The 22,861-nt window shown below is 57.8% G+C and carries 27 protein-coding genes; 12 read left to right on the forward strand and 15 right to left on the reverse strand.

Annotated features, from left to right (window positions below):
* Nucleotides 1-10: 10 nt before the first annotated feature.
* Both SPH27_RS16105 and SPH27_RS16110 read right to left on the reverse strand, forming a co-directional pair.
* The gene (locus SPH27_RS16105; RefSeq protein ID WP_182071651.1) at nucleotides 11-703 is read right to left on the reverse strand and encodes a response regulator; all 693 of its coding nucleotides are present in this window, start codon (nucleotides 701-703) and stop codon (nucleotides 11-13) included.
* A complete protein-coding gene (locus SPH27_RS16110) occupies nucleotides 693-2,318 on the reverse strand; it encodes an ATP-binding protein (RefSeq protein WP_087823212.1) in 1,626 nt (541 codons plus the stop codon). Before SPH27_RS16110 ends, SPH27_RS16105 begins: the two co-directional genes overlap by 11 nt.
* A 345-nt stretch (nucleotides 2,319-2,663) precedes the next feature.
* On the opposite strand from SPH27_RS16110, the gene SPH27_RS16115 reads away from it, so the two are divergent.
* The 8 genes from SPH27_RS16115 to citG are packed head-to-tail and all read left to right on the forward strand — an operon-like array spanning nucleotide 2,664 to nucleotide 9,972.
* Nucleotides 2,664-4,025 carry a 2-hydroxycarboxylate transporter family protein gene (locus SPH27_RS16115; RefSeq protein ID WP_029740738.1) on the forward strand — a complete coding sequence of 454 codons (1,362 nt, stop codon included), beginning with the start codon at nucleotides 2,664-2,666 and terminating at the stop codon, nucleotides 4,023-4,025.
* 17 nt (nucleotides 4,026-4,042) lie between these two features.
* On the forward strand, nucleotides 4,043-4,906 hold the full coding sequence (locus SPH27_RS16120; protein WP_021242089.1) for a fumarylacetoacetate hydrolase family protein: 864 nt from the start codon (nucleotides 4,043-4,045) through the stop codon (nucleotides 4,904-4,906).
* A gap of 10 nt (nucleotides 4,907-4,916) precedes the next feature.
* The gene (citC, locus tag SPH27_RS16125; protein WP_322435718.1) at nucleotides 4,917-5,939 is read left to right on the forward strand and encodes a [citrate (pro-3S)-lyase] ligase; all 1,023 of its coding nucleotides are present in this window, start codon (nucleotides 4,917-4,919) and stop codon (nucleotides 5,937-5,939) included.
* 16 nt (nucleotides 5,940-5,955) lie between these two features.
* Nucleotides 5,956-6,249: a citrate lyase acyl carrier protein gene (citD, locus tag SPH27_RS16130; protein WP_008499773.1), complete on the forward strand. Its 294-nt coding sequence runs from the start codon at nucleotides 5,956-5,958 to the stop codon at nucleotides 6,247-6,249.
* Nucleotides 6,246-7,121 carry a citrate (pro-3S)-lyase subunit beta gene (gene citE / locus SPH27_RS16135; RefSeq protein WP_039262957.1) on the forward strand — a complete coding sequence of 292 codons (876 nt, stop codon included), beginning with the start codon at nucleotides 6,246-6,248 and terminating at the stop codon, nucleotides 7,119-7,121. The genes citD and citE overlap by 4 nt, the downstream gene beginning before the upstream one ends.
* Before the next feature lie 10 nt (nucleotides 7,122-7,131).
* Nucleotides 7,132-8,649 (forward strand): citrate lyase subunit alpha, encoded by a 1,518-nt coding sequence (citF, locus tag SPH27_RS16140; protein WP_126785797.1) that lies wholly within the window; start codon nucleotides 7,132-7,134, stop codon nucleotides 8,647-8,649.
* A gap of 2 nt (nucleotides 8,650-8,651) precedes the next feature.
* Nucleotides 8,652-9,191 (forward strand): citrate lyase holo-[acyl-carrier protein] synthase, encoded by a 540-nt coding sequence (gene citX, locus SPH27_RS16145; protein WP_048979379.1) that lies wholly within the window; start codon nucleotides 8,652-8,654, stop codon nucleotides 9,189-9,191.
* A complete protein-coding gene (gene citG, locus SPH27_RS16150) occupies nucleotides 9,169-9,972 on the forward strand; it encodes a triphosphoribosyl-dephospho-CoA synthase CitG (RefSeq protein WP_182071652.1) in 804 nt (267 codons plus the stop codon). The genes citX and citG overlap by 23 nt, the downstream gene beginning before the upstream one ends.
* A gap of 79 nt (nucleotides 9,973-10,051) precedes the next feature.
* Here the strand turns inward: citG and SPH27_RS16155 are convergent, their stop codons facing one another.
* From SPH27_RS16155 to mutY, 4 genes are all read right to left on the reverse strand, one after another.
* Nucleotides 10,052-11,308, reverse strand: a complete 1,257-nt coding sequence (locus SPH27_RS16155) for a nucleoside permease (protein WP_029740744.1) — start codon at nucleotides 11,306-11,308, stop codon at nucleotides 10,052-10,054.
* A gap of 272 nt (nucleotides 11,309-11,580) precedes the next feature.
* Nucleotides 11,581-12,657, reverse strand: a complete 1,077-nt coding sequence (mltC, locus tag SPH27_RS16160; RefSeq protein WP_033146615.1) for a membrane-bound lytic murein transglycosylase MltC — start codon at nucleotides 12,655-12,657, stop codon at nucleotides 11,581-11,583.
* Between the two features lie 56 nt (nucleotides 12,658-12,713).
* Nucleotides 12,714-12,986: an oxidative damage protection protein gene (locus tag SPH27_RS16165; protein WP_023309138.1), complete on the reverse strand. Its 273-nt coding sequence runs from the start codon at nucleotides 12,984-12,986 to the stop codon at nucleotides 12,714-12,716.
* 26 nt (nucleotides 12,987-13,012) lie between these two features.
* Nucleotides 13,013-14,071 (reverse strand): A/G-specific adenine glycosylase, encoded by a 1,059-nt coding sequence (gene mutY, locus SPH27_RS16170; protein WP_048977245.1) that lies wholly within the window; start codon nucleotides 14,069-14,071, stop codon nucleotides 13,013-13,015.
* Nucleotides 14,072-14,209: 138 nt separating this feature from the next.
* Between mutY and trmB the strand changes: the two genes are divergently transcribed.
* From trmB to SPH27_RS16185, 3 genes are read left to right on the forward strand one after another with little or no spacing between them, the layout of a single operon-like run.
* Nucleotides 14,210-14,929 carry a tRNA (guanosine(46)-N7)-methyltransferase TrmB gene (gene trmB / locus SPH27_RS16175; RefSeq protein WP_033146613.1) on the forward strand — a complete coding sequence of 240 codons (720 nt, stop codon included), beginning with the start codon at nucleotides 14,210-14,212 and terminating at the stop codon, nucleotides 14,927-14,929.
* Nucleotides 14,929-15,255 (forward strand): YggL family protein, encoded by a 327-nt coding sequence (locus SPH27_RS16180; protein WP_014885198.1) that lies wholly within the window; start codon nucleotides 14,929-14,931, stop codon nucleotides 15,253-15,255. Before trmB ends, SPH27_RS16180 begins: the two co-directional genes overlap by 1 nt.
* A gap of 56 nt (nucleotides 15,256-15,311) precedes the next feature.
* On the forward strand, nucleotides 15,312-16,028 hold the full coding sequence (locus tag SPH27_RS16185; protein WP_024906551.1) for a DUF2884 domain-containing protein: 717 nt from the start codon (nucleotides 15,312-15,314) through the stop codon (nucleotides 16,026-16,028).
* A gap of 82 nt (nucleotides 16,029-16,110) precedes the next feature.
* On the opposite strand, the gene SPH27_RS16190 is transcribed toward SPH27_RS16185, so the two are convergent.
* The 6 genes from SPH27_RS16190 to SPH27_RS16215 all read right to left on the reverse strand — a co-directional run bounded on the left by SPH27_RS16190 (nucleotide 16,111) and on the right by SPH27_RS16215 (nucleotide 19,827).
* Nucleotides 16,111-16,449: an endonuclease domain-containing protein gene (locus SPH27_RS16190; RefSeq protein ID WP_039262962.1), complete on the reverse strand. Its 339-nt coding sequence runs from the start codon at nucleotides 16,447-16,449 to the stop codon at nucleotides 16,111-16,113.
* A gap of 69 nt (nucleotides 16,450-16,518) precedes the next feature.
* A complete protein-coding gene (gene hemW / locus SPH27_RS16195; protein WP_182071653.1) occupies nucleotides 16,519-17,655 on the reverse strand; it encodes a radical SAM family heme chaperone HemW in 1,137 nt (378 codons plus the stop codon).
* Complete coding sequence (locus SPH27_RS16200; protein WP_048979374.1) at nucleotides 17,648-18,241, reverse strand: XTP/dITP diphosphatase; 594 nt, start codon at nucleotides 18,239-18,241, stop codon at nucleotides 17,648-17,650. The genes hemW and SPH27_RS16200 overlap by 8 nt, the downstream gene beginning before the upstream one ends.
* A gap of 3 nt (nucleotides 18,242-18,244) precedes the next feature.
* Nucleotides 18,245-18,541 (reverse strand): DUF167 family protein YggU, encoded by a 297-nt coding sequence (yggU, locus tag SPH27_RS16205; protein WP_023309131.1) that lies wholly within the window; start codon nucleotides 18,539-18,541, stop codon nucleotides 18,245-18,247.
* Nucleotides 18,538-19,104 (reverse strand): YggT family protein, encoded by a 567-nt coding sequence (locus tag SPH27_RS16210; RefSeq protein ID WP_047060424.1) that lies wholly within the window; start codon nucleotides 19,102-19,104, stop codon nucleotides 18,538-18,540. Before SPH27_RS16210 ends, yggU begins: the two co-directional genes overlap by 4 nt.
* Nucleotides 19,105-19,125: 21 nt before the next feature.
* The gene (locus SPH27_RS16215) at nucleotides 19,126-19,827 is read right to left on the reverse strand and encodes a YggS family pyridoxal phosphate-dependent enzyme (RefSeq protein ID WP_182071654.1); all 702 of its coding nucleotides are present in this window, start codon (nucleotides 19,825-19,827) and stop codon (nucleotides 19,126-19,128) included.
* 17 nt (nucleotides 19,828-19,844) lie between these two features.
* On the opposite strand from SPH27_RS16215, the gene SPH27_RS16220 reads away from it, so the two are divergent.
* Nucleotides 19,845-20,825: a type IV pilus twitching motility protein PilT gene (locus SPH27_RS16220; protein WP_182071655.1), complete on the forward strand. Its 981-nt coding sequence runs from the start codon at nucleotides 19,845-19,847 to the stop codon at nucleotides 20,823-20,825.
* A gap of 10 nt (nucleotides 20,826-20,835) precedes the next feature.
* Here the strand turns inward: SPH27_RS16220 and ruvX are convergent, their stop codons facing one another.
* The 3 genes from ruvX to gshB all read right to left on the reverse strand — a co-directional run bounded on the left by ruvX (nucleotide 20,836) and on the right by gshB (nucleotide 22,847).
* Nucleotides 20,836-21,252, reverse strand: coding sequence for a Holliday junction resolvase RuvX (gene ruvX / locus SPH27_RS16225; protein WP_029739223.1), 417 nt, complete (start codon nucleotides 21,250-21,252; stop codon nucleotides 20,836-20,838).
* Complete coding sequence (locus SPH27_RS16230) at nucleotides 21,252-21,812, reverse strand: YqgE/AlgH family protein (RefSeq protein WP_008499752.1); 561 nt, start codon at nucleotides 21,810-21,812, stop codon at nucleotides 21,252-21,254. The genes ruvX and SPH27_RS16230 overlap by 1 nt, the downstream gene beginning before the upstream one ends.
* Nucleotides 21,813-21,899: 87 nt before the next feature.
* Nucleotides 21,900-22,847 carry a glutathione synthase gene (gene gshB / locus SPH27_RS16235; RefSeq protein WP_029739222.1) on the reverse strand — a complete coding sequence of 316 codons (948 nt, stop codon included), beginning with the start codon at nucleotides 22,845-22,847 and terminating at the stop codon, nucleotides 21,900-21,902.
* Nucleotides 22,848-22,861 lie beyond the last annotated feature (14 nt).

Genomic DNA, 22,861 nt, shown 5'->3' on the forward strand with positions numbered 1-22,861 from the left:
GAACGTTTCATCAAACCGCACTACGCTTGTACATCCTCCTCGGATGCCCAATCTTGCCGTACAGCATCTCCACCGTCAGAAAACCCGCCTCCACGCAGTGCTCCAGATAGCGCCGGGTGGTGGTTTTGCTTAATCCCGTTTCGCTCACCACCTCATCCACGGTAAAGCAGTGCGTTGCCTTGTCGTTGAACAGCGTCTGCACCCGCGCCAGCGTATTTTCCTCAATGCCTTTACTGCCATTGTCCAGGCGGTAGTTTTTTGCCTGGAGCTGATACAGCGAATCCACGTTCTGCTGGTCGACAATCTTCCACACGCGCTGCTGTTCCGCAAACTGCACAAACCGCTCCAGCGACTGGCTGAGCCGCTTCCAGGAGACGGGTTTTAGGATGTAGTCGAACGCGCCGTTGCGAATCGCCTGGCTGCAGGTGTCCATATCGCTGGCGGCAGTAATAAAAATCACCGAGCAGTTGGCGCGGGTCAGCATGGGGTTATTGATAAGCGAGATGCCTTTGCCGTCCGGCAGGTAGTTATCCAGCAGCATCAGCTGCGGCTGTTTGCTTTCAAGCTCTGCCTGGGCCGCAGCCAGCGACGAGGCAATGCCCACCAGCCTCAGACGCGGATGTTTGCCTATCAGCTCCGCGTGCAGTTGCGCCAGTTCGTTCTCGTCTTCAACAATCAGTACGTCGATAAGTTCATGTTGCATAGTCGGTGTCTTCCAGTTGCCGGGCGATTCCCGTGGCCGGGATAAACAAGGAGAAAATGGCGCCGCGTGGCGTATTATCGGCAACTTCTATCGCGCCGCCAGCCTGTGTGACGTAGCTTTCGATCAGATACAGGCCAATCCCATGATCGCCGCGCGTTTTGGTGGTAATGCCGCGTTCAAAGATCCGGTCACGCATCTCCGGTGTAATGCCAACGCCCTGGTCGGCGACTTCAATAATCAGCTCCTGTTCGCTGAGTTTGATCAGCACTTCTACCGGCGCGTGGGGAAGCGGCGACCGCTGCGTCGCTTCGATGGCGTTATCCAGCAGGTTGCCAATAATCGAAATCAGCTCTTGCTCACCAAGGGGCAGGAACGGTCTGTCCAGCCGACAGCCCGGGTCGAAACACAGCTCTACGCCTTTCTCCCGCGCGCGGGCGGCTTTCCCCAGCAGCAGGCCGCACAGGGTCGGGGAACTGAAGCGCGAAGAGATAAAGTCCAGCAGCTCCTGGGCATGTTCCGACTGCGCCTGAATGTAGCCAATGGCTTCCTCATAGCGGCCCATGTGCAGCAGGCCGGAAAGGGTGGTCATCCTGTTTAACTGCTCGTGGCGCATAATGCGCAGGTTATCGACATAGCGTTTAACCTGGCTGAGCTGGGCGCTTAGCGAGTCGATCTCGTTGCGATCGCGGAAGGTGATCACCCAGCCCTGCAGCGACCCCTCAAGCATGATGTGCACCCGGCTGGCAATCACCGTGAGATCGTTAAAACGGCAAATTTCGTCATGGGTATCTTTCGCCAGCATCGTCTGCGTGTCGAAGAACGGGACCGGATCGATCACCTGGCTTATCAGCTGTCCGCGCAGCTCGCGGGCCGGCTGGCTCAGACCCAGCAGCTTGCGCGCCGCCTGGTTGATCACTTCAATCCGCCGCCGATCGTCAATGGCAATCACCCCTTCATAAATAGATTCCATCATCGCCTTCTGCTGGCGCACCAGCAGGCCGATCTCGCGCGGCTCAAGGGAGAAGATCTGCTTCTTGATGCTGCGGGTAAAGAACCAGGAGAAGATAAAGAGAGCGATCAGCAGCAGCACGGCGGCAATCAGGATATTAACCACTTTGCTGACGGTAATGGTATCAAGATAGCTGGTGAGATAGCCGACAGAAACAATGCCGACCACCTGTCCGGCGGCGTTGAAGATAGGGGCTTTACTGCGCAGCGAAATGCCCAGCCCGCCTTTGCGGATGGTAGTGGTGCTTTTACCCTGCAACACGGCTTCATTGTCACCGCCAACCAGAGTTGTGCCCACTCTGTCGGCAAAGACGGAGTGAAAAAGATGCTGCCCCTTATTATCACCAATCACAATAAAGCTGGCGTCACTGTGCGCAGAAATCTTCTGCATAAAATCATGGATGGCGCTGATATTCTTTTGTTCAACTTCATTACGCAATGTTGGAATAAGCGCAATCTCTTCAGCCTGTATTTTGGCACGCGTACTCATTTCCTGATAAAGCTGTTTCCCGACGTCGGCATAATAATATCCGCCCAGCAGCGCGAAAAGCACCGAGAAAAAGGCAACCAGCGAAATAAACAGCTTAATCTGGAAAGAAACTTTCATAACTATCACGCGAGGTAGCAGCAAAGATCGCCAATATATCATCTTTTTTCGCGCTGACGCCCGCTTTGCCGAAAACTTGTGATCCCTTGCACAGCGGGCGCTGTAAAAGAGTTATCCTGAAGGCGAACGTGCTTCGGGCTTCCCGAATAAATGTTATTTGTTTGTTCAATTCGGAAAAGAAACCATAAAAACCACGGCAATAAATAAGGTATAAATCACATTAAATAAAAGAAACCATTAAAACCATAGCTGCCATTAAAACTTCGCTTTTAATATGCCATTCCTCACATAAAGTAAGCCTTTGTGACTCTAAGCTGAACGCACAAAATAACCAAGGGGCTTATTATGAGCACAACTGACGATTCTTTCTCTGTTACCCACGACCCGATTGAAATTCAGCGGCCTTCGCTCAAAGAGCGCTGGTGGCATATTATGGATACCTGGAAAGTTGGGATTATTCCTCTGCCGCTGTTCGTTCTGGCGGGCGCGCTGATTGCCATTGATTGCCTGGGCGGAAAACTGCCGAGCGATATCGTGGTCATGGTGGCAACGCTGGCCTTCTTCGGCTTTGCCTGCGGCGAGTTTGGCAAACGCCTGCCGATTGTCGGCAAGCTCGGCGCGGCGGCGATTTGCGCCACCTTTATCCCTTCCGCGCTGGTCTATTATGGCCTGCTGCCGGACGTGGTGGTCGAGTCCACCACCAAGTTCTACAAATCCACCAACATTCTCTATCTCTACATCTGCTGCATTATCGTCGGCAGCATCATGAGCATGAACCGCACGGTGCTGATTCAGGGCTTCCTGCGCATCTTCTTCCCGATGCTGTGCGGTGAAATCGTCGGCATGCTGGTGGGAATGGGCGTCGGCCTGGCGCTGGGTCTTGAGCCGTTCCAGATCTTCTTCTTTATCATTCTGCCGATTATGGCGGGCGGCGTCGGGGAAGGGGCGATCCCGCTTTCCATCGGCTATGCCACCCTGCTGCACATGGACCAGGGCGTGGCGCTCGGCCGCGTGCTGCCGATGGTGATGCTCGGCGGTCTGACGGCAATCATCATCTCCGGCTGCCTGAACCAGCTCGGTAAACGCTTCCCGCACCTGACCGGTGAAGGCCAGCTGATGCCTAACCGCGCGAATGCCGATGCCACCGTCTCTCAGCCTGCGTTTTCCGGCAAAGCGGACGTCACCACTATCGCCTCCGGCGCGCTGCTGGCGGTGCTGCTCTACATGCTGGGCATGCTCGGCCACAAGCTGATTGGCCTGCCAGCACCAGTTGGCATGCTGTTTATGGCGGTCCTGGTGAAGCTCTGCAACGGCGCCTCTCCGCGCCTGCTGGAAGGCTCTCAGGTGGTGTACAAATTCTTCCAGACCTCCGTGACCTACCCAATCCTCTTCGCCGTCGGCGTAGCTATCACCCCTTGGCATGAACTGGTGGCGGCGTTCACCGTCAGCAACCTGTTGGTGATTGTCAGCACCGTTTCCGCACTGGTGGCAACCGGCTTCTTCGTCGGCAAAAAGATTGGTATGCACCCGATTGATGTCGCCATCGTCTCCTGCTGCCAGAGCGGCCAGGGCGGTACCGGCGACGTGGCGATCCTGACCGCAGGCAATCGTATGAGCCTGATGCCGTTCGCCCAGATTGCTACCCGTATCGGCGGGGCGATTAACGTCTCAGTCTCACTGCTGATTCTGGGCAACTTCCTCGTTTAAGTTTTCAGGAAAGAACAATGAAACTCGCAAGCTTTTTATACCAGGGAAAACGCAGCTACGGCATCGTCCAGGCCGACGGCGTGATTGATTTAGGCCGCCGTCTCGGCGACCGCTACAGCGACCTAAAGGCGCTGCTGCAGGGCAACGGGCTGGCGCAGGCCACCCGCTACCTGAACGATGCCGTGGACGTGCCGATGAGCGCCATCACCTTCTTACCGGTGATCGAGCAGCCGGAAAAGATCCTCTGCGTGGGCATGAACTATGCCGACAAGCGCAAGGAGTTTGACCAGCATAACCCGGCCCCGACGCTGTTTGTCCGCTTCCCGGATTCACAGACCGGCCACAACGAGCCGGTGCTGAAGCCGCGCCATTCAAGTGAATTCGACTATGAAGGCGAGCTGGCGGTGATCATCGGCAAAGGTGGGGAGAACATCAGCCGCGACGACGCCCTGCGCCACGTGGCGGGCTACAGCTGCTACATGGACGGCTCCGCCCGCGACTGGCAGCACACCTGGTTTACCGCCGGTAAAAACTGGCGCAAAACCGGCGCGTTTGGGCCGTGGATGGCGACGGCGGACGAGATCCCTGATCCGCACCAGCTTGCGATCCGCACCTGGCTGAACGGCCGCATGGTGCAGGAAGACAACACCAGCAGCATGATCCACAAGGTGGCGGAGCTGATTGAGTACATCAGCACCTTCACCCGCCTCAGCCCGGGCGACGTGATCATCACCGGATCTCCTGGCGGGGTGGGTAAAAAGCGCAATCCGCCGCTGTTTATGAAAGAAGGGGATCGCATTGAGGTGGAGATCGAGCATATCGGTCATCTCAGCAACGTGATCGTGGAAGCGCCAGCCGTCGGGCTTGCGGCAGCACATTAAGAAAGACGGCATGAACAGTCAACCCATCGATTTTCGCCACACCGTCGTGGCGAAACACCCGGAACGCTTAAGCCAGATCCGCTACCTGCTGGCAGACAGCGGCCTTGGCCTGGACAACGACATCACGCTGTTTGTCGAAGCCTGGTCCGGCTCGCAGCTGGTGGGTTGCGCAGGGCTTGCTGCCAACGTCATCAAATGCGTGGCGGTTAACGAGCAGCTTCGCGGCGAGAACCTCAGCGCGCGGCTGCTTGCAGAGGTGGAAAATGCGGCGCTGGAGTGCGGCCATTTTCATCTCTTCCTCTGCACCCGTCCGTGCAACCGGGAGCGCTTTGCCCGCAGCGGCTTCTGGCCGATTGCCCAGAGCGGGAACAACGCGGTGCTGATGGAAAACACCCCGCAGGGGATCGAACGCTACTGCCGTTCCCTGCGCGCGAAGCGCAAGTGCGGGGAGAACGTTGGCGCGATAGTGATGAACGCCAATCCGTTCACCCTCGGCCACCGCCATCTGGTGGAGCAGGCGGCGCAGCGGTGCGACGCCCTGCACCTGTTCGTGGTGCGTGAAGACGCCTCGTTCTTCCCGTTCAGCGCGCGCCTCGAGATGGTGCGCGCGGGCGTGGCGCATCTGCCGAACGTGGTGGTGCATGAAGGCTCGCAGTACATCATCTCCCGCGCCACCTTCCCGGCCTACTTCCTGAAGGAGACCGGCAAAGTGCAGCAGGCTTGGAGCGAGATCGACGTGCTGATCTTCCGGGACTTTATCGCCCCGGCGCTCGGCATCACGCACCGCTTCATCGGCTCGGAGCCGTTCTGCGATATCACCCGCCATTACAACCAGACGCTGCACGACCTGCTGGCCTCGCATATCGAGGTGGTGGAAATGCCGCGCATCAAGGCCACCGGCAACGCCATATCAGCGTCCGAAGTGCGCCGCTTACTGAAGACACAGCAGTTTTCCCGGATCCGGGAGATTGTCCCGGACTCCACCTTCGCGCATCTCGAAACGCATTACCGTGCGAGTGCGGAAGTCGCTTAACTACCAGGAATTTATCATGAAAATTGTAAGGGAGGCGCTGGCCGGAACGCAGGAGTCCAGCGACCTGATGGTGAAAATCGCTCCCGCTCACGGCGAGCTGGAGATAGTCATCCACAGTGAAGTGATTAAGCAGTTTGGCGAGCAAATTCGCCAGGTGGTCAACGACACATTGCGCGCCATGAACGTGCACCAGGGATTAATTATTATTGAAGACAAAGGGGCGCTGGACTGTGTTATCCGCGCCCGCCTGCAAAGCGCGCTGATGCGTGCCGCCGATGAACAGGCCATCAACTGGGGGGCGCTGAAATGAGCAAACTCCGCCGCAGTATGCTGTTCCTGCCGGGCGCCAACGCCGCCATGCTTTCCACCGCATTTATCTACCGTCCCGACTCCATCATGTTTGACCTTGAGGACGCCGTCGCCCTGCGCGAGAAGGATACCGCGCGCATGCTGGTGTTCCACGCGCTTCAGCACCCGATGTATCAGGATATCGAAACCGTGGTGCGTATTAACCCGCTCAGCACGCCGTTTGGCCTGCTGGATCTGGAGGCCGCCGTGCGGGCCGGCGTGGACGTGATCCGCCTGCCGAAAACCGACACCCCGGACGATATCTACGAGCTGGAAGGCCACCTTGAGCGTATCGAACGCGAGTGCGGCCGCGAGATCGGCTCCACCCGCGTGATGGCGGCGATTGAATCGGCCATTGGCGTCATCAACGCCGTGGCGATTGCCCGCAGCTCTCCGCGCCTCATCGGGATTGCGCTGGCCGCCTTTGACTACGTGATGGACATGCAGACCGAGCGCGGCGACGGCACCGAGCTGTTCTACGCCCGCTGTGCCGTGCTGCACGCCGCCCGCGCGGCGGGCATCGACGCCTTCGACGTGGTGTGGTCAGACGTTAACGACGAGGCCGGGTTCCTGCGCGAGGTCGATCTGATCCGCAAGATGGGCTTTAACGGAAAATCGCTGATTAACCCGCGCCAGATTGACATGCTGCACAACGCCTACGCCCCGACTCAGGAAGAGGTGGATCACGCCAAAAGGGTGATTGAGGCGGCAGAAGAGGGCGAGCGTAACGGCCTGGGCGTGGTGTCGCTCAACGGCAAAATGGTGGATGCACCGATTATTAACCACGCGCAGGTGGTGCTGGAGCGCGCGGCGGCCTCCGGCGTGCGTCGGTAAGGATAAAATAATGAATCAGACAGAACTTCTTCACGTGAACTTCCCCCATCTGCGGGACTTAAAACCCTTTGATACCGCCCACAGCGCCACGCCGTGGCTGGCGGACAGCGACGCGAAGCACAGCCGCAAGCTCTGCGCCTCTGTTGAAGAGGCGGTTAAGCGTTGCGGCCTGCAGGACGGGATGACCATCTCCTTCCACCACGCGTTTCGCGAAGGCGACCGGGTGATCAACACCGTCGTGGCGCTGCTGGCGCGAATGGGCTTCAAAAACCTGACGCTGGCCTCCAGCTCGCTGATGACCTGTAACGACGCGCTGATCGAGCATATTGAAAGCGGCGTCATCACCCGGATTTACACCTCGGGCATGCGCGGCAGGCTGGCGGATGCCATCTCCCACGGGCTGATGGACGAGCCGGTGCAAATTCATTCCCACGGCGGGCGCGTGAAGCTGCTTCAGGACGGCGAGCTGAATATCGACGTAGCGTTTCTCGGCGTGCCGTGCAGCGATGAGTTTGGCAACGCCAACGGCACGCACGGTAAATCGTGCTGCGGGTCCCTGGGCTACGCGATGGTGGACGCGCACTTTGCCCGCAAGGTAGTGCTGCTGACTGAAGAACTGGTGCCGTTTCCGAATATGCCCGCCAGCCTGGTGCAGGACCAGGTGGACTACATCGTGCAGGTTGAAAGCGTGGGCGACCCGGCGAAAATCAGCGTCGGTGCGGCGCGCGTCACCAGCAACCCGCGCGAGCTGATGATCGCCCGCTATGCGGCGGACGTGATTGAACACTCCGGCTACTTCAAACCGGGCTTCTCGATGCAGACGGGCTCCGGCGCGGCGGCGACCGCCTGCACGCGCTTTATGGAAGAGAAGATGGAGCGCAGCGGCGTGAAGGCGCGCTTTGCGCTCGGCGGCATCACCGGCAGCCTGGTGGATTTACACGAGAAGGGACTCATCGAAAAGCTGCTCGATACCCAGTGCTTTGACGGCCAGGCGGCGGCCTCGCTGGCGCGCAACCCGAACCACGTGGAGATCTCCACCAACGTTTACGCCAACCCTGGCAGCAAGGCTGCAAGCTGCGACCAGCTCGACGTGGTGATCCTCAGCGCGCTGGAAATCGACGTTGATTTCAACGTCAACGTTATCACCGGCTCCGACGGGGTGATGCGCGGCGCGTCCGGCGGACACTGCGACGTGGCCGCCGCGGCAAACCTGACCATCGTCGTCGCGCCGCTGCTGCGCAGCCGCATTCCAACGGTAGTGAAGCGCGTCACCACGCGCCTCACGCCGGGCGAAAGCATCGACGTGCTGGTCACCGACCACGGCATTGCGGTCAACCCGGCGCGCCCGGAGATCCGCGAGCGCCTGCTGGAAGCTGGGCTCAAAGTTGTAGATATCAGCGCGCTTTACGAGCGGGCGATTTCCCTGACGGGCGTACCGAAACCGATTGAATTTACCGACAAAATCGTCGGAGTGATCCGCTACCGCGACGGCAGCGTGATCGACACCGTGCGACAGGTAAAGGAGTAGTTATGACTATAGCGACACCCGTGCGGGCGGGTGTCAGCCTGGACGAACTGCTGGCGGCGAAAGAGCGCCGCGCAGCGCGCCAGGCTGACATGCTTGAGCACTATCAACAACCGGTCATTTCCCTCACGCTGGTCACGCCAGGGGAAATCAAAGACAGCCTGCGCTATCGCAATACCATGGGCGTGGCGCTGCAAATGTGCGACCAGCTGCTGTGGGAAAACCGCTGGCAGGTGCTGGACCGTCAGGTGCTGTGGCTCCCGACCGGGCCAGAAGCCCTGTGGTGCGTGGCCCATCCCGCGGTTGAAATCAAAGCGCACTGCGCGGATCTGGAGCAGACGCACCCGCTCGGCAGGCTGTGGGATCTGGACGTGATCTGCCCTCAGCACGGCCACGTCGGGCGCCAGTCGCTGGGGGCGAATCTCAGACGCTGCCTGATCTGCGACGAACCCGCTCATGCTTGTTCCCGTTCGCGCAATCACCCCGTTGAGCAGGTGGTTTCCCGCGTGGAGAAGACGATCGATGACTGGTTTGCTCGCGACTAAACCGCGCCCGGTTGACGTGCCCGCGCTTGCGGAGGCGGCGCTATGGCAGGAGCTGGAGCTGACGCCCAAGCCGGGGCTGGTGGACAAGCTCAATAACGGTTCCCATCGCGATATGGACCACGCGCTGTTCGTCCGCAGCATTGCGGCGATAACGCCGTGGTTTTCGCGCTTTGCCGAACTCGGTAACGCACATGCGGATAAACCCGCTGACGCACAGCTTCGCATTATCCGCCCGATGGGGATGGCCTGCGAGCAGGCGATGTACGCCGCGACGAACGGAGTGAACACCCACAAGGGCGGGATTTTTGCCCTGGGTTTACTGTGCTTCGCTGCCGGACGTGTGAAAAATATCTCCGCAGACAGCCTCTGCTGTGAGGTGAGTAACATCTGCAGCGGGCTGGTGTCGCGGGAGCTGGCCGCGCGCAGCGGGCAGAAGACGGCGGGCGAGCGGCAGTTTCATCTGTACGGCTTAACCGGCGCGCGCGGAGAGGCGGAAAGCGGCTTTGCGACGGCGCGTAGGGCGCTGGCGCAGTGGAGCGGACAGTCGCTTCACGGCCTGCTGTTGCGCCTGATGGCGGTCAATCAGGACAGTAATCTCGTCTCGCGAGGCGGCATTGAAGGGCTGCGCTACGTTCAGGGCTACGCGCGGGAATTACTGGTGAGTGGCTGGGATCGCGAGGCGCTGCATAAGATGGATAAGGCATTGATTGAACGCAATCTGAGCCCGGGCGGCAGCGCGGATTTGCTGTCGGTGGGGTGGGTGCTCTCTGCAATAAAATAGCCGGGTGGCGGCTTCGCCTTACCCGGCCTACGGTCTGGTTTTGTAGGCCCGGTAAGCGCAGCGCCACCGGGCACAACAATCAATGCGCGATCGGCTGCGCACCGTGCGGCTCGCGCACGTGCTTGTACTTGAACAGCGCGATGAACGCGAAGAACAGCACCAGCGAGTACGCCGCGAAGATCAGCCACACGGGCTGCCAGTTGGTGATGCCGTTGGTGGTGTACATCTCAACCACTTTACCGCTTACCACGCCGCCCAGAATACAGCCGAAGCCGTTGGTCATCATCAGGAACATACCCTGCGCGCTGGCGCGGATTTCAGGCTTCACCTCTTTTTCCACAAACACCGAACCAGAGATGTTGAAGAAGTCGAAGGCGCAGCCGTAAACGATCATCGACAGCACCAGCAGCACGGTACCAAACGCGCTCGGGTCACCGTAGGCGAACAGGCCGAAGCGCAACATCCATGCCGCGATACTGATCAGCATGACGTTTTTGATGCCGTAGCGGCTCAGGAAGAACGGGATGGTCAGGATGAACAGCGTCTCAGAGATCTGAGAGATGGACATCATCACCGACGCATGTTCAACGATAAAGCTGCCGGAGAACAGCGGGTTGTTATCGAAGCTGTGCAGGAAGGTGTTGCCGAACATGTTGGTGATCTGCAGCTCTGCGCCAAGCAGCATGGAGAAGATAAAGAAGATCGCCATGCGTTTGTTTTTAAACAGCGCGAACGCGTCCAGGCCGAGCATGGTGCTCCAGCTCTGGTTTTTCTGCTGGTTAGAAACCGGAATGGTTGGCAGCGTCAGGGTGAAGATCGCCAGCACCACGGAGAGCGCCGCACCGATATAGAGCTGCATATGGCTCAGTTCGAAGCCTGCGAAGCTCACGCCCCACATCGCCATGATAAAGCCGATGGTACCCCAGATACGGATTGGCGGGAAATCGGTCACGATATCCAAATCCGCGGATTTCAGGCGGTAGTAGGAGATGGTGTTGATCAGGCCAAGCGTTGGCATATAGGCCAGCGAGTTAAGCAGGATCACCATGAACATCGCCCCCGGCGTGGTCACCTGGGCTGCCATAAACAGCGTCCCCGCGCCCACCAGATGGCAAAGCATGTACAGCCATTTCGCACTCAACCATTTATCCGCCACGATGCCCAGCAGCGTTGGCATGAAGACAGCCGCAATACCGAGCGAGCTGTATACGGCACCGATTGACGCACCGTCGAACTTGAGCGTCACAAACATATAGGAGCCGAGTGTAGTCAGCCAGCTACCCCACAGGCAGAACTGCAGAAACGACAATATTTTAAGCTGCAGCTTAAGGTTCATGTTACTTTCCTCACAAGTGAGCGGGAGATATGTTGTTTTGGGAACATTCAGGGTTGTTATTTGATGCAATTCTATCAGTTGGCAACGATATGTTTTGTTACCTCCCGCAAAAAAATGCAATCCACATTAATTTGCAGTTTGGATTGTGATGCAAATAACATTTTCGTATGGGTGGGGTTGGATAGGTGCGGCCTGATGCCCTCACCCTGACCCTCTCCCACAGGGAGAGGGGAAACAGAACACCTTCTCCCAGAGGGGAGAAGGTGTGCCGATCACCGGCGACGGTAGTTCTTCTGCGCCGTATTCACCTTATACAGATAGCGACGGGATTCCGCAGACGGGTGGCGGGTGGTGAGGGTAGAGTAGACATCCCCCGGCGCCATGCTGTTGATGATGTTCGCGGCCTGCACTTTGTCATTCGAGAAGACGCGCAGCACGCTGCCCGCGCCGCCGTTATAGGCGGTGATCACCGCATAGCGGCGCGACGTTGGGTTATCAATTCCGCCCAGGTACACATTGTTCAGCATCGCCAGATAGGCCGTGCCGGTATCAATGTTGCTCTGCGGATCGAACAGATAGCTGCGACTCGGCGTGCCGGATTTCCCCTGCGCGCGGAAGACGTCTTTACCGGCGCTGTGCTGCACTACCTGCATCAGCCCCAGGGCGTCGGAACGGCTCACCGCGTACGGGTTGAACGAGGATTCGGTCTGCATAATCGCCAGAATCAGCGACTCATCCACGCCGTACTTGCGCGAGGCCTGACGCACCATCCCAATGTATTTATGCGCACGCTTGTCGAGGTGGTTCGGGACGAGGTTGATGGTGACGCTGTAGATAATCTTCAGGCCGTTAGAGCGGCTTTTCAGGCGCGTCTGCAGCAGGTAGTCGGCAAATTTCGTGGCGCGACCTTCCCAGCGGATCGGCTGACCGGTCTGATCGACGACCTGGCCGTACAGGAACGGCTCTTTCGAGATAGTGATATCGTCGGCATCGGAGTAGAGATCGATAGAGCCAGGATCGTCACCCATCAGCAGGGTTTTGACGATCGCCTGACGCAGTCGTGCCGCAGGGTCGGTGCCTGCGATGGTCTCAATCGTGATCGTCCCCTCATCAAAGTTGATGTGGCTACGGGTCTGATAGGCGTCGGTGTACTTAACGTAGTCCTTAGGTCCGGCAATAAGAACTTCGTTAAATCCCCATATGTTCTCGATGTTGTGGGCAAACTGCCCCATCAAAATGTCAAAACCGTTGGTGTCCTTGATCCAGGCTTCGTTGTAATCTTCGCCTTTTTTTGACGAACACGAGACAAGCAACGGCGCAACAAGGGCTAGCGCTAAAAGTTTTTTCATCATTCCGGGAGTGCGTGTTGTGTTTGCTTTAACGGCGGGGTTTCCCCCGCACGCTGTTATTTTTCCGGTGGCGTATAGCCTTCGATGTGCACGTCTTTACCTTCGAACAGGAAGCTCACCATCTCCTGCTCCAGCAGCTTGCGGTGTTCCGGGTTCATCATGCTGAGTTTTTTCTCGTTGATCAGCATGGTCTGCTTTTTCTGCCACTGTCCCCAGGCTTCTTTGGAGATTTCATTGTAGATGCGTTTACCCAGGTCGCCCGGATAAAGCTGGAAATCCTGGCCTTCAGCGTCACGCTGCAGGAAAGTACAAAAAATCGTTCTGGCCATACTCATTCCTCTTTTTCTTGTCGATGCTAAACCATTGCACCGGCACGTAATTGCTGTAACAGGCGCTCCACGGGAGCCGCCAGTCCGACTGATGGCGGTTGCGCTAAGTTATACCAGAGAGCGGTGCCTTCATCCATGCACGAGGCAAATGACGACACGGGAAGCCACATGGGTACAATATCCAGGTGGAAATGGCTGAACGTATGGCGAAACGCGGTCAGCTGCGTCAGGTTATCGGCAGCAATCCCGCGCTGTTTAAGCCATTCACGCAGCAAATCTTCATCTTCAAACTGTGGGAAGCAGTATAGACCACCCCACAGACCGCTCGGTGGACGCTGGGCGAGGAAGACCTCGTCGCCGTGCTGCATCAGCAGCATATAGCCGGTGCGCTCCGGCAGCGTCTGTTTGGGTTTCTTACCCGGATATTGCGCCCACGAATGGTTGGCATACGCCACGCAGAGATTATTCACCGGGCAGAGTTCGCATTTTGGTTTTGAGCGCGTGCAGACCAGCGCGCCGAGATCCATCATCGCCTGGTTGAAACGCTCGACGCCGTTGGCCGGGGTGACCGCTTCACTTATTTCCCAAAGGCGTTTCTCAACGTCCTTCTTCCCCGGCCAGCCGTCGACGGCATAGCAGCGTGCCAGCACGCGCTTCACGTTGCCGTCGAGGATCGGGAAATGCTTGCCTAAAGAGAGGGAGAGAATGGCGCCTGCGGTTGAACGTCCGACGCCGGGAAGATCGGCCACCTCGTCGAAGGTTTCCGGGAATGTCCCGTTGTGGCGCGTGGCAACCTGCTGTGCGGCCTTGTGAAGGTTACGCGCGCGGGCGTAATAGCCAAGACCGGTCCACAGATGAAGGACCTCGTCCAGCGGGGCGTTGGCCAGATCGGCCACCGTCGGGAAGCGCGCCATAAAACGCTCGAAGTAAGGGATCACCGTGGCGACCTGCGTTTGTTGCAACATCACCTCGGATAGCCATACTTTGTAAGGCGTTTTTTCAATTTGCCAGGGCAGGGTTTTACGCCCGTATTTGTCGTACCAGTCCAGCACCTGGGCTGAAAATTGAGAGGCTTGCATGGTCATCGATTCGCATAATCAGGGACGCAGATTGCAGCACAGCGTCAATCTGCTGTAAACCGGATCTTTCCCATGCTTGCATAGAAGCCTTAACTTTGGATAATGCCCGTTTCCCGAACATTCTCACAAGCAGACAACTCTTTTATGAAAAACGACGTCATTTCACCGGAATTTGATGAAAACGGTCGCCCGCTGCGCCGTATTCGCAGCTTTGTCCGCCGTCAGGGTCGCCTGACAAAAGGGCAGCAACATGCGCTGGACAACTACTGGCCGGTGATGGGCGTTGAATTCAGCGAGCAGCCTCTGGACTTTACCGAACTGTTCGGCCGCGAAGCACCCGTCACGCTGGAGATCGGGTTTGGTATGGGCACCTCGCTGGTGGCCATGGCGAAAGCGCGACCGGAGCAGAACTTCCTCGGTATCGAAGTCCACTCCCCGGGCGTGGGTGCATGCCTGGCAACGGCCCATGAAGAGGGCGTTGAGAACCTGCGCGTGATGTGTCACGACGCGGTGGAAGTGCTGCATAAAATGATTCCTGACAATTCTTTAACCATGGTTCAGCTCTTTTTCCCTGACCCGTGGCACAAAGCACGTCATAATAAACGCCGTATCGTTCAGGCACCGTTTGCCGAGCTGGTGAAAAGTAAGCTGAAGCTGGGCGGTGTCTTCCATATGGCGACCGACTGGGAACCGTATGCGGAACATATGCTGGAAGTGATGTCGTCGCTGGACGGGTATAAAAACCAGTCTGAGAGCAACGACTATGTACCGCGTCCGGAATCGCGTCCGGTAACGAAATTTGAACAGCGTGGCCATCGTCTTGGTCACGGTGTATGGGACTTAATGTTCGAGAGGGTGAAATAATGGCAAAGAATCGTAGCCGTCGTCTGCGTAAAAAGATGCACATCGAAGAATTCCAGGAAGTGGGCTTCTCCGTTGCGTGGCGTTTCCCGGAAGGCACCAGTGTAGAACAGATCGATCAGGACGTGGATGCGTTCATCAATGACGTGATTGAGCCAAACAAGCTGGCCTTCGACGGTAGCGGCTACCTGGCCTGGGAAGGTCTGATCTGCACCCAGGAAGTGGGTAAATGCACTGAAGAACATCAGGCCCTGGTACGTAAATGGCTTGAAGACCACAAGCTCGAAGATGTCCGCGTCAGCGAACTTTTCGACGTTTGGTGGGACTAATAAAGCAGTAAGGGGCCAGCATTAGCTGGCCCATTTTGTCTGAGGGAGTGTTTAAGATGCGCAAAACGTTGCTGGCTGTTGCTTTGATGGCAACCGGATTCACCGCCCATGCGGATTATCAATGTAGCGTCACCCCGCGTGATGACGTGGTGTTAAGCCCGCAAACCGTGCAGGTCAAAGGCGAGAACGGCAATCTGGTGATTACGCCGCAGGGGAACGTCACCTTTAACGGCAAGCAGTACAACCTGACTGCCGCACAGCGTGAGCAGGCGAAAGACTATCAGGCCGATTTGCGTACCGCGCTGCCATGGATTAATGAAGGCGCGCTGACCCGCGTTGAGAAAAGCCGCGTCGCACTGGATAAGATCATCACCAAAGAGGTGGGTGAGAGCAGCAATATGCGCACCCGTCTGACGAAGCTCGATAAGCAGCTTAAAGAGCAGATGAACCGCATTATCGAGACGCGCTCCGACGGCCTGACGTTCCACTACAAGGCGATCGATCAGGTCCGCGCTGACGGGCAGCAGCTGGTGAACCAGGCTATGGGCGGCATCCTGCAGGACAGCATCAACGAGATGGGTGCGAAAGCCGTGCTGAAGGGCGGCGGTAATCCGCTGCAGGGCGTGCTGGGCAGCCTGGGCGGCTTGCAGACCTCCATTCAGAACGAGTGGAAGAACCAGGAAGATGATTTCCAGCAGTTCGGCAAAGACGTGTGTAAACGCGTGGTGTCGCTGGAAGATAGCCGGAAGGCGCTGGTGGGGACGCTTAAGTAAGATCTCTGCGCGCTGGGCCCCTCACCCCGGCCCTCTCCCCATGGGAGAGGGTGTAATCGTTCCCTCTCCCTGTGGGAGAGGGTTAGGGTGAGGGCATCAGGCATTGCAGTCGTTGCAGAATAGCTATCAACACCTCCTCCTCATTAGCCCTGAATTCATTATTCCAGAACCGCAAAACTTCCCAGCCGTTTGCGTTTAAGAATGCTGTTCTTCGTAAGTCATACGCCTCTTCATTCTGATGCTGACCCCCGTCCAGCTCAACGATCAGCTTTGCCTTAAAGCAGGCGAAATCCACGATGTACGGACCAACAGGCATCTGCCGACGAAACTTATACCCAAAGAAGCGACGCCCCCTGAGCAAATACCAGAGGCGTAATTCTTCGGGCGTCATTTCTTTGCGGAGTTGTTTTGATTTTTCCATCCCCACACTCTGCCAGCCTTTCTCTCAGCCGGCAGAGCGGGATGCAAAATCCTGAATCAGCCTTCAGGATTATTCGGCGAGGAACAGCTCAAGAAGGGAATTTAAGAACAGCTTGCCGTGCTCGGTGATCTGCCAGTATTCCTCACATTCCGTGAGATACCCCTGCGCCAGCGCCTCGTCAATCTGCGGGCGAATCACCGATTCCGGCAGCCCGGTGTAACGCGCAAATTCCGCGCGCGGCGCGGCTTCCAGCAGACGGAAGCGGTTCATAAAGAACTCAAACGGTTTATCCGCCGCCTCGACGTCGTGCTGACGCTCCAGGTAACGCCCTTCCATATACCCGCGCGGGTGGCGGGTTTTAGCGGTGCGCAGAATGCGCCCGTCCGGGAAGGTCACCTTGCCGTGCGCGCCGCAGCCAATCCCCAGATAGTCGCCAAAGCGCCAGTAGTTCAGGTTGTGCTGACACTGGTAGCCCGGCTTCGCATATGCGGACGTTTCATACTGCAGATAGCCCGCAGCGGTCAGCAGCCTGTGACCCTGCTCGAAGATATCCCACAGCGCGTCGTCGTCCGGCAGCACCGGCGGGCGGGAACCAAACAGCGTGTTTGGCTCGATGGTGAGCTGGTACCACGACAGGTGCGGTGGGTTCAGTTCGATCGCCTGGCGCAGGTCGTCCAGCGCCTCTTGCAGAGACTGATCCGGCAGGCCGTGCATCAGATCGAGGTTAAAGCTGCGAAGGCCCAGCCCGGTCGCCAGGTTTGCCGCGCGCTTCGCCTCTTCCGGGCCGTGAATGCGCCCCAGACGTTTCAGCTTCGGTTCGCTAAAGCTCTGCACGCCGATGGAGATGCGGTTCACGCCCGCGCGCTGATAGTCGACAAAACGGTCGGCCTCAACGGTGCCGGGGTTGGCTTCCATCGTAATTTCAGCATCTGCCGCCAGGTTCAGGCGCGCACGCACGCCGTCCAGCAGCGTCTGCATCGCCGGGCCGGACAGCAGGCTCGGCGTACCGCCACCAATGAAAATGGTCTTAACTTCACGTCCCTGTGCGTAAGCGACATCGGCGTCCAGGTCGGCCAGCAGATGCGCAACGTAGTCATCGTGCGGCACTTCGCCCTTCAGCGCGTGCGAGTTGAAATCGCAGTACGGGCACTTCTGCACGCACCACGGGATGTGAATATACAGACTCAGAGGTGGCAAATTAGCCATTACGCAGTGCTTCCAGTAACAGTTTCAGCGCGCGTCCACGGTGGGAAATCGCGCTTTTCTCTTCGCGGGTCAGTTCCGCAGCGGTTTTGCCCTCGGTCGGGACAAAGAAAATCGGGTCGTAGCCAAAGCCGCCGTTGCCAGCTGCTTCACGGGTAATCACGCCCGGCCAGCTGCCGTGGCAGACAATCGGCGTCGGGTCTTCCGCGTGGCGCATATAGACCAGCACGCAGTGGAACTGCGCGGTGCGCTGTTCGTCCGGTACGTCTTTCAGGGCGACAAGCAGCTTTTCCAGATTCTGCTGGTCGGTAGCGTCCACGCCGGAATAGCGCGCAGAATAAATCCCCGGCGCACCGCCCAGGAAGTCCACGGCCAGGCCGGAGTCGTCGGCAATCGCGGGCAGGCCGGTAATCTGCGCGGCGTGGCGTGCTTTCAGGATCGCGTTTTCGATAAACGTCAGCCCCGTCTCTTCGGCGGACTCCACGCCAAGATCGGTCTGGGCGACCACGTCCAGCCCAAAATCATTTAATAGCGAGGCCAGCTCGCGCACTTTACCGGCGTTGCCGGTCGCGAGAACAACTTTCTGCATGGTTTAGTCCTGTTCTTTCAGAGCCGCGACTTCCGTCGGGATAGATTGCGGATTAAGGATTTTTACCTGTTTATGTCGCCCAAGTTCACCTTTTTCAATGATGACCTGGCTTTTGGCGACGCGAAACTGTTTTGCCAGATATTTGGTCAGATGCGCGTTCGCCTGGCCGTCAACCGGCGGGGCGGTGATGGCGACTTTTAACTCGTCGCCATGCAGCCCGACAATACCGTCACGGCTGGCTTTCGGCTGAATATACAGCCGCAAAACCAGCCCGTCAGCGCAGGTGCTTACGGCACTCATAGCGCCATCCACAGCCCCGGCAGCAGCATATCGCCCGTGGACTGTAACAGCTCAGCGATCCCCATGTTGACCACATAGAGCAGCAGAACCAGGATCATCGGCGAGAAATCAATACCGCCCATCGAAGGCAGCAGGTTGCGAATCGGGCGCAGTAGCGGCTCGGCCAGTTGGATCAGCGCATATTCTACCGGACTACGGCCCTGGCTTACCCAGCTCATGATGGCCATGACCAGCAGCACCCAGAAAATCAGCAGGCCGATGGTTTTGATTAAAATCAGGATCGCAGCAATCCAGATAATCGGCTGGAAGGTGATGACCATAAACAGCACGATCGCTTTGATAACGCTCAGAATAAACGCCACCAGCAGAGACGAACTGTCGATGGGACCCATCGCCGGGATAACGCGGCGCAGCGGTCCGACAACAGGTTGCGTGATTTTCACGACAAACTGCGAGAACGGATTGTAAAAATCACAGCGGGCCCACTGCATCCAGACGCGCAGCAAAAGCGCCATCGTATACAGCTCAAGCACTGTTGAGAGCAGGAAAGTCAACGTCTTCATGGCGTTCCTCAGGTTTCCTTATTATTTTGAGTAGTCGCGCGCACCGAAAATTGCCGTGCCGATGCGCACCATAGTGCTGCCTGCCGCGATGGCGGCTTCCATATCATCCGACATGCCCAGTGAAAGCGTGTCTACCGTGTTATAGCGCGCTTTAAGCGCCTCAAATGCTACAGCCATTTGCTGTGCCACGGCAAACTGCCTTTCATAACTTGACTCAGGTGCCGGAATTGCCATCAGCCCGCGCAGGGTTAAGTGCGGCAGTTCGGCCACCTCGGCGGCCAGCGCACCCAGTTCGCTCAGCGCAATGCCGGACTTGCTGTTTTCGTCGCTGATGTTGACCTGAATAAGCACGTTGAGTGCCGGCATTTCTGCCGGACGCTGGTCATTCAGGCGGGTAGCAATACGCAGGCGGTCGATGGTGTGGCACCAGTCGAAGTGCTCTGCCACCAGACGGCTTTTGTTCGACTGCAGGGGGCCAATAAAGTGCCACTGCAGATCCGTATTCCCCTGTTCCTGGAAGTAGCGAATTTTATCCACGCCTTCCTGCACGTAGTTTTCACCAAACGCCCGCTGGCCTGCATCAATAGCTTCTGCGATGGCGCTCGCAGGCTTGGTTTTGCTGACTGCAAGCAGCGTAATTTCTTCTGAAGCACGGCCGCAGCGCGCTGCGGCGGCTGAGATTTTGTCCCGGACCTGTGCCAGGTTATGCGCAATGTCGTTCATTTTCCGAGGAGTAGTCTATGGATGTGGAAGAAATTGTGGCCCTTAGTGTAAAGCATAACGTCTCCGATCTACACCTGTGCAGTGATTCGCCACCGCGCTGGCGCAGATTAGGCCGGCTTGAACCCGCTCCCTTTCAGCCTCCCGACGTTGGGGCGTTATTAAAAGCGTGGCTCAACGATGAGCAGCAGGGAACATGGTGGGCAAAGGGCCAGGTGGATTTTGCCGCGACGGTAACGGGAGGCCAGCGTCTGCGCGGCAGTGCCTTTAAGCAGATGAGCGGTATCTCTGTGACGCTGCGGCTGTTGCCGCGTAGCTGCCCGCAGCTCGCTTCGCTGGGCGCGCCGAGGGTAATCCCGGAACTGTTATCCAATGACGCCGGGCTGATTCTGGTCACGGGGGCGACCGGCAGCGGCAAATCCACTACGCTGGCGGCGATGGTCGATTTTCTAAACCACCATGCTGACGGCCATATCCTCACGCTTGAAGATCCGGTGGAGTTTATCTACCAGAGCGAGCGTTGCCTGATCCAGCAGCGGGAGATAGGACAGCCCAGCCCGTCATTTGCTGAAGCGCTGCGCAGCGCCTTACGCCAGGATCCGGACGTTATTCTGCTGGGGGAACTGCGCGACAGCGAAACGATCCGCCTGGCGCTGACGGCGGCGGAAACCGGACATCTGGTGCTGGCGACGCTGCATACGCGCGGGGCATCGCAGGCGATTGAAAGGCTGGTCGATACGTTCCCGGCGCAGGAGAAAGATCCGGTGCGTAACCAGCTGGCCGGCAGCCTGCGGGCGGTGCTGGCGCAAAAGCTGCTTCCCGATCTACAGGGCGGGCGCGTCGCGTTGTATGAACTGCTGGTGAACACAGCGGCGGCGGCGAATCTGATTCGCGAAGGGAAAACGTGGCAACTGCCCGGCATCATTCAAACCGGTCAGCAGGCAGGAATGCAGAACTTTGACCAGAGCCTGGCGGAGAGACGGGCGCAGGGGCGGCTGTAGGCCCCTGTGGTTAAAAGCCCTGGTCGAAATAGCTTTCGAGGATAATCACGGCAGAAGCGGAGTCCACGCTGCCTTTGTTGAGCGCCCGGAAGCCGCCGTGCTCAAACAGGCCCGCACGCGCTTCGACGGTGCTGAGACGCTCGTCGTGAAGCTTCACGGAGACGCCAAAGCGACCATGGATTTTATTGGCGAACTTACGCGCCCGGGCGGTAAGCGGCTGTTCTGTGCCGTCCATGTTCAGCGGGAGCCCAACAATCACGTCATCCGGCTGCCACTCTTTGAGCAGACGCTCGATAAGATTCCAGTCTGGCGTGCCGTCGTTGGCCTTCAGGGCCGTAAGCGGACGCGCGGTACCGGTGATGCGCTGACCCACGGCGACGCCAATGCTTTTAGTACCAAAATCGAAGGCCAGAAGCGTTCCGCTCATCAGGCGTGCCCCGCTACGCCAGGCATGGTCAGGATATCAATGCCAATCAGCTTTGCCGCGTCACGCCAGCGATCGGCGATCGGGGTTTTAAACAGGATATTCATGTCCGCAGGCGCGGTAAGCCAGGCGTTATCGAGGATCTCTTGCTCAAGCTGGCCTTTCTCCCACGACGAATAGCCCAGCGCCACCAGCACTTCAGAAGGCTGCTCAGCGGTGCCCAGCGTTTCAAGCACGTCGCGCGAGGTCGTGATAACGGTGTTATCCGAAATTCGAATACTGGAAGAGAATACCGGCGGCGTATGCAGGATAAAGCCGCGATCTTCTGCAAGAGGTCCACCCAGCATCACCGGTTTATCAAGCCGGATTTCCGGCAGTCGCGCTTCAGCCGGTATTTTCAGCTTGTCCAGAATTCCTTCAACCTGAAGATTTTCCAGCGGTTTATTGATGATAATACCCATCGCGCCGTCTTCATTGTATTCACAAATATAAACTACGGCGCGGCGAAAAATCGGGTCCTGGAGAGCAGGCATGGCAATAAGAAAGTGATGCTGTAAATTCATTGTCAGAGGTACTGTTTCCTGGTTTAAAAAGCGACAGCGCCCAGTATGGGGACAAACACAGGCGCTGTCACTAATAGTATTGTTAGGTTATTTCTGTAAACGTTTTTCGATAGCGTCCATCAGCATTCCGGTGATCGAAATCGGGAATTCCGCTTCGATTTCACGAATGCAGGTCGGGCTGGTGACGTTCACTTCGGTCAGACGATCGCCGATGATATCCAGGCCAACGAAGATCAGGCCTTTGGCTTTCAGCGTCGGGCCAACGCGGCGGGCAATTTCCCAGTCGCTTTCGGTCAGCGGGCGCGGCTCACCGCGGCCACCGGCTGCCAGGTTCCCACGAGTTTCGCCACCCTGCGGGATACGCGCCAGGCAGTAAGGAACCGGTTCGCCATCCACAACCAGAACGCGCTTATCGCCGTCTTTGATCGCCGGAATATAGTTTTGCGCCATGCAGTAGCGCGTACCCAGTTCGGTCAGCGTTTCGGCAATCACGCCAATGTTCGGGTCGCTCTCTTTCACGCGGAAAATCGACGCGCCGCCCATGCCGTCCAGCGGCTTCATGATGATATCGCCGTGCTTCTGCCAGAATTCTTTCAGCTGCGCTTTGCTGCGGGTCACCAGGGTTTCCGGCGTAAGGTCAGAGAACCAGGCGGTGTAGAGCTTCTCGTTGCAGTCGCGCAGGCTCTGCGGCTTGTTGACGATCAGCGTGCCTTTCTCTTCTGCACGCTCAAGGATGTAGGTGCTGTAGATATATTCGGTGTCGAACGGCGGATCTTTACGCATCAGGATGACGTTGAGATCGGCCAGGGCAATATCCTGCTCGGTGCCGAACTCGTACCATTTGTCGTAGTTCTGCTCGACGTTAACGATGCGGGTGCGCGCGCGGGCTTCACCGTTGATCAGGTAAAGATCGTTCATCTCCATATAGTGGAGTTCATAGCCGCGACGCTGCGCTTCCAGCAGCATGGCGAAGCTGGAATCTTTCTTGATGTTAATGTTTGCGATGGGGTCCATCACGATGCCGAGCTTGATCATGTTCTTCTCCGTTA

Origin of the sequence: Enterobacter sp. A103 (assembly GCF_034427535.1) — a bacterium.
GTDB lineage: Bacteria > Pseudomonadota > Gammaproteobacteria > Enterobacterales > Enterobacteriaceae > Enterobacter > Enterobacter asburiae_B.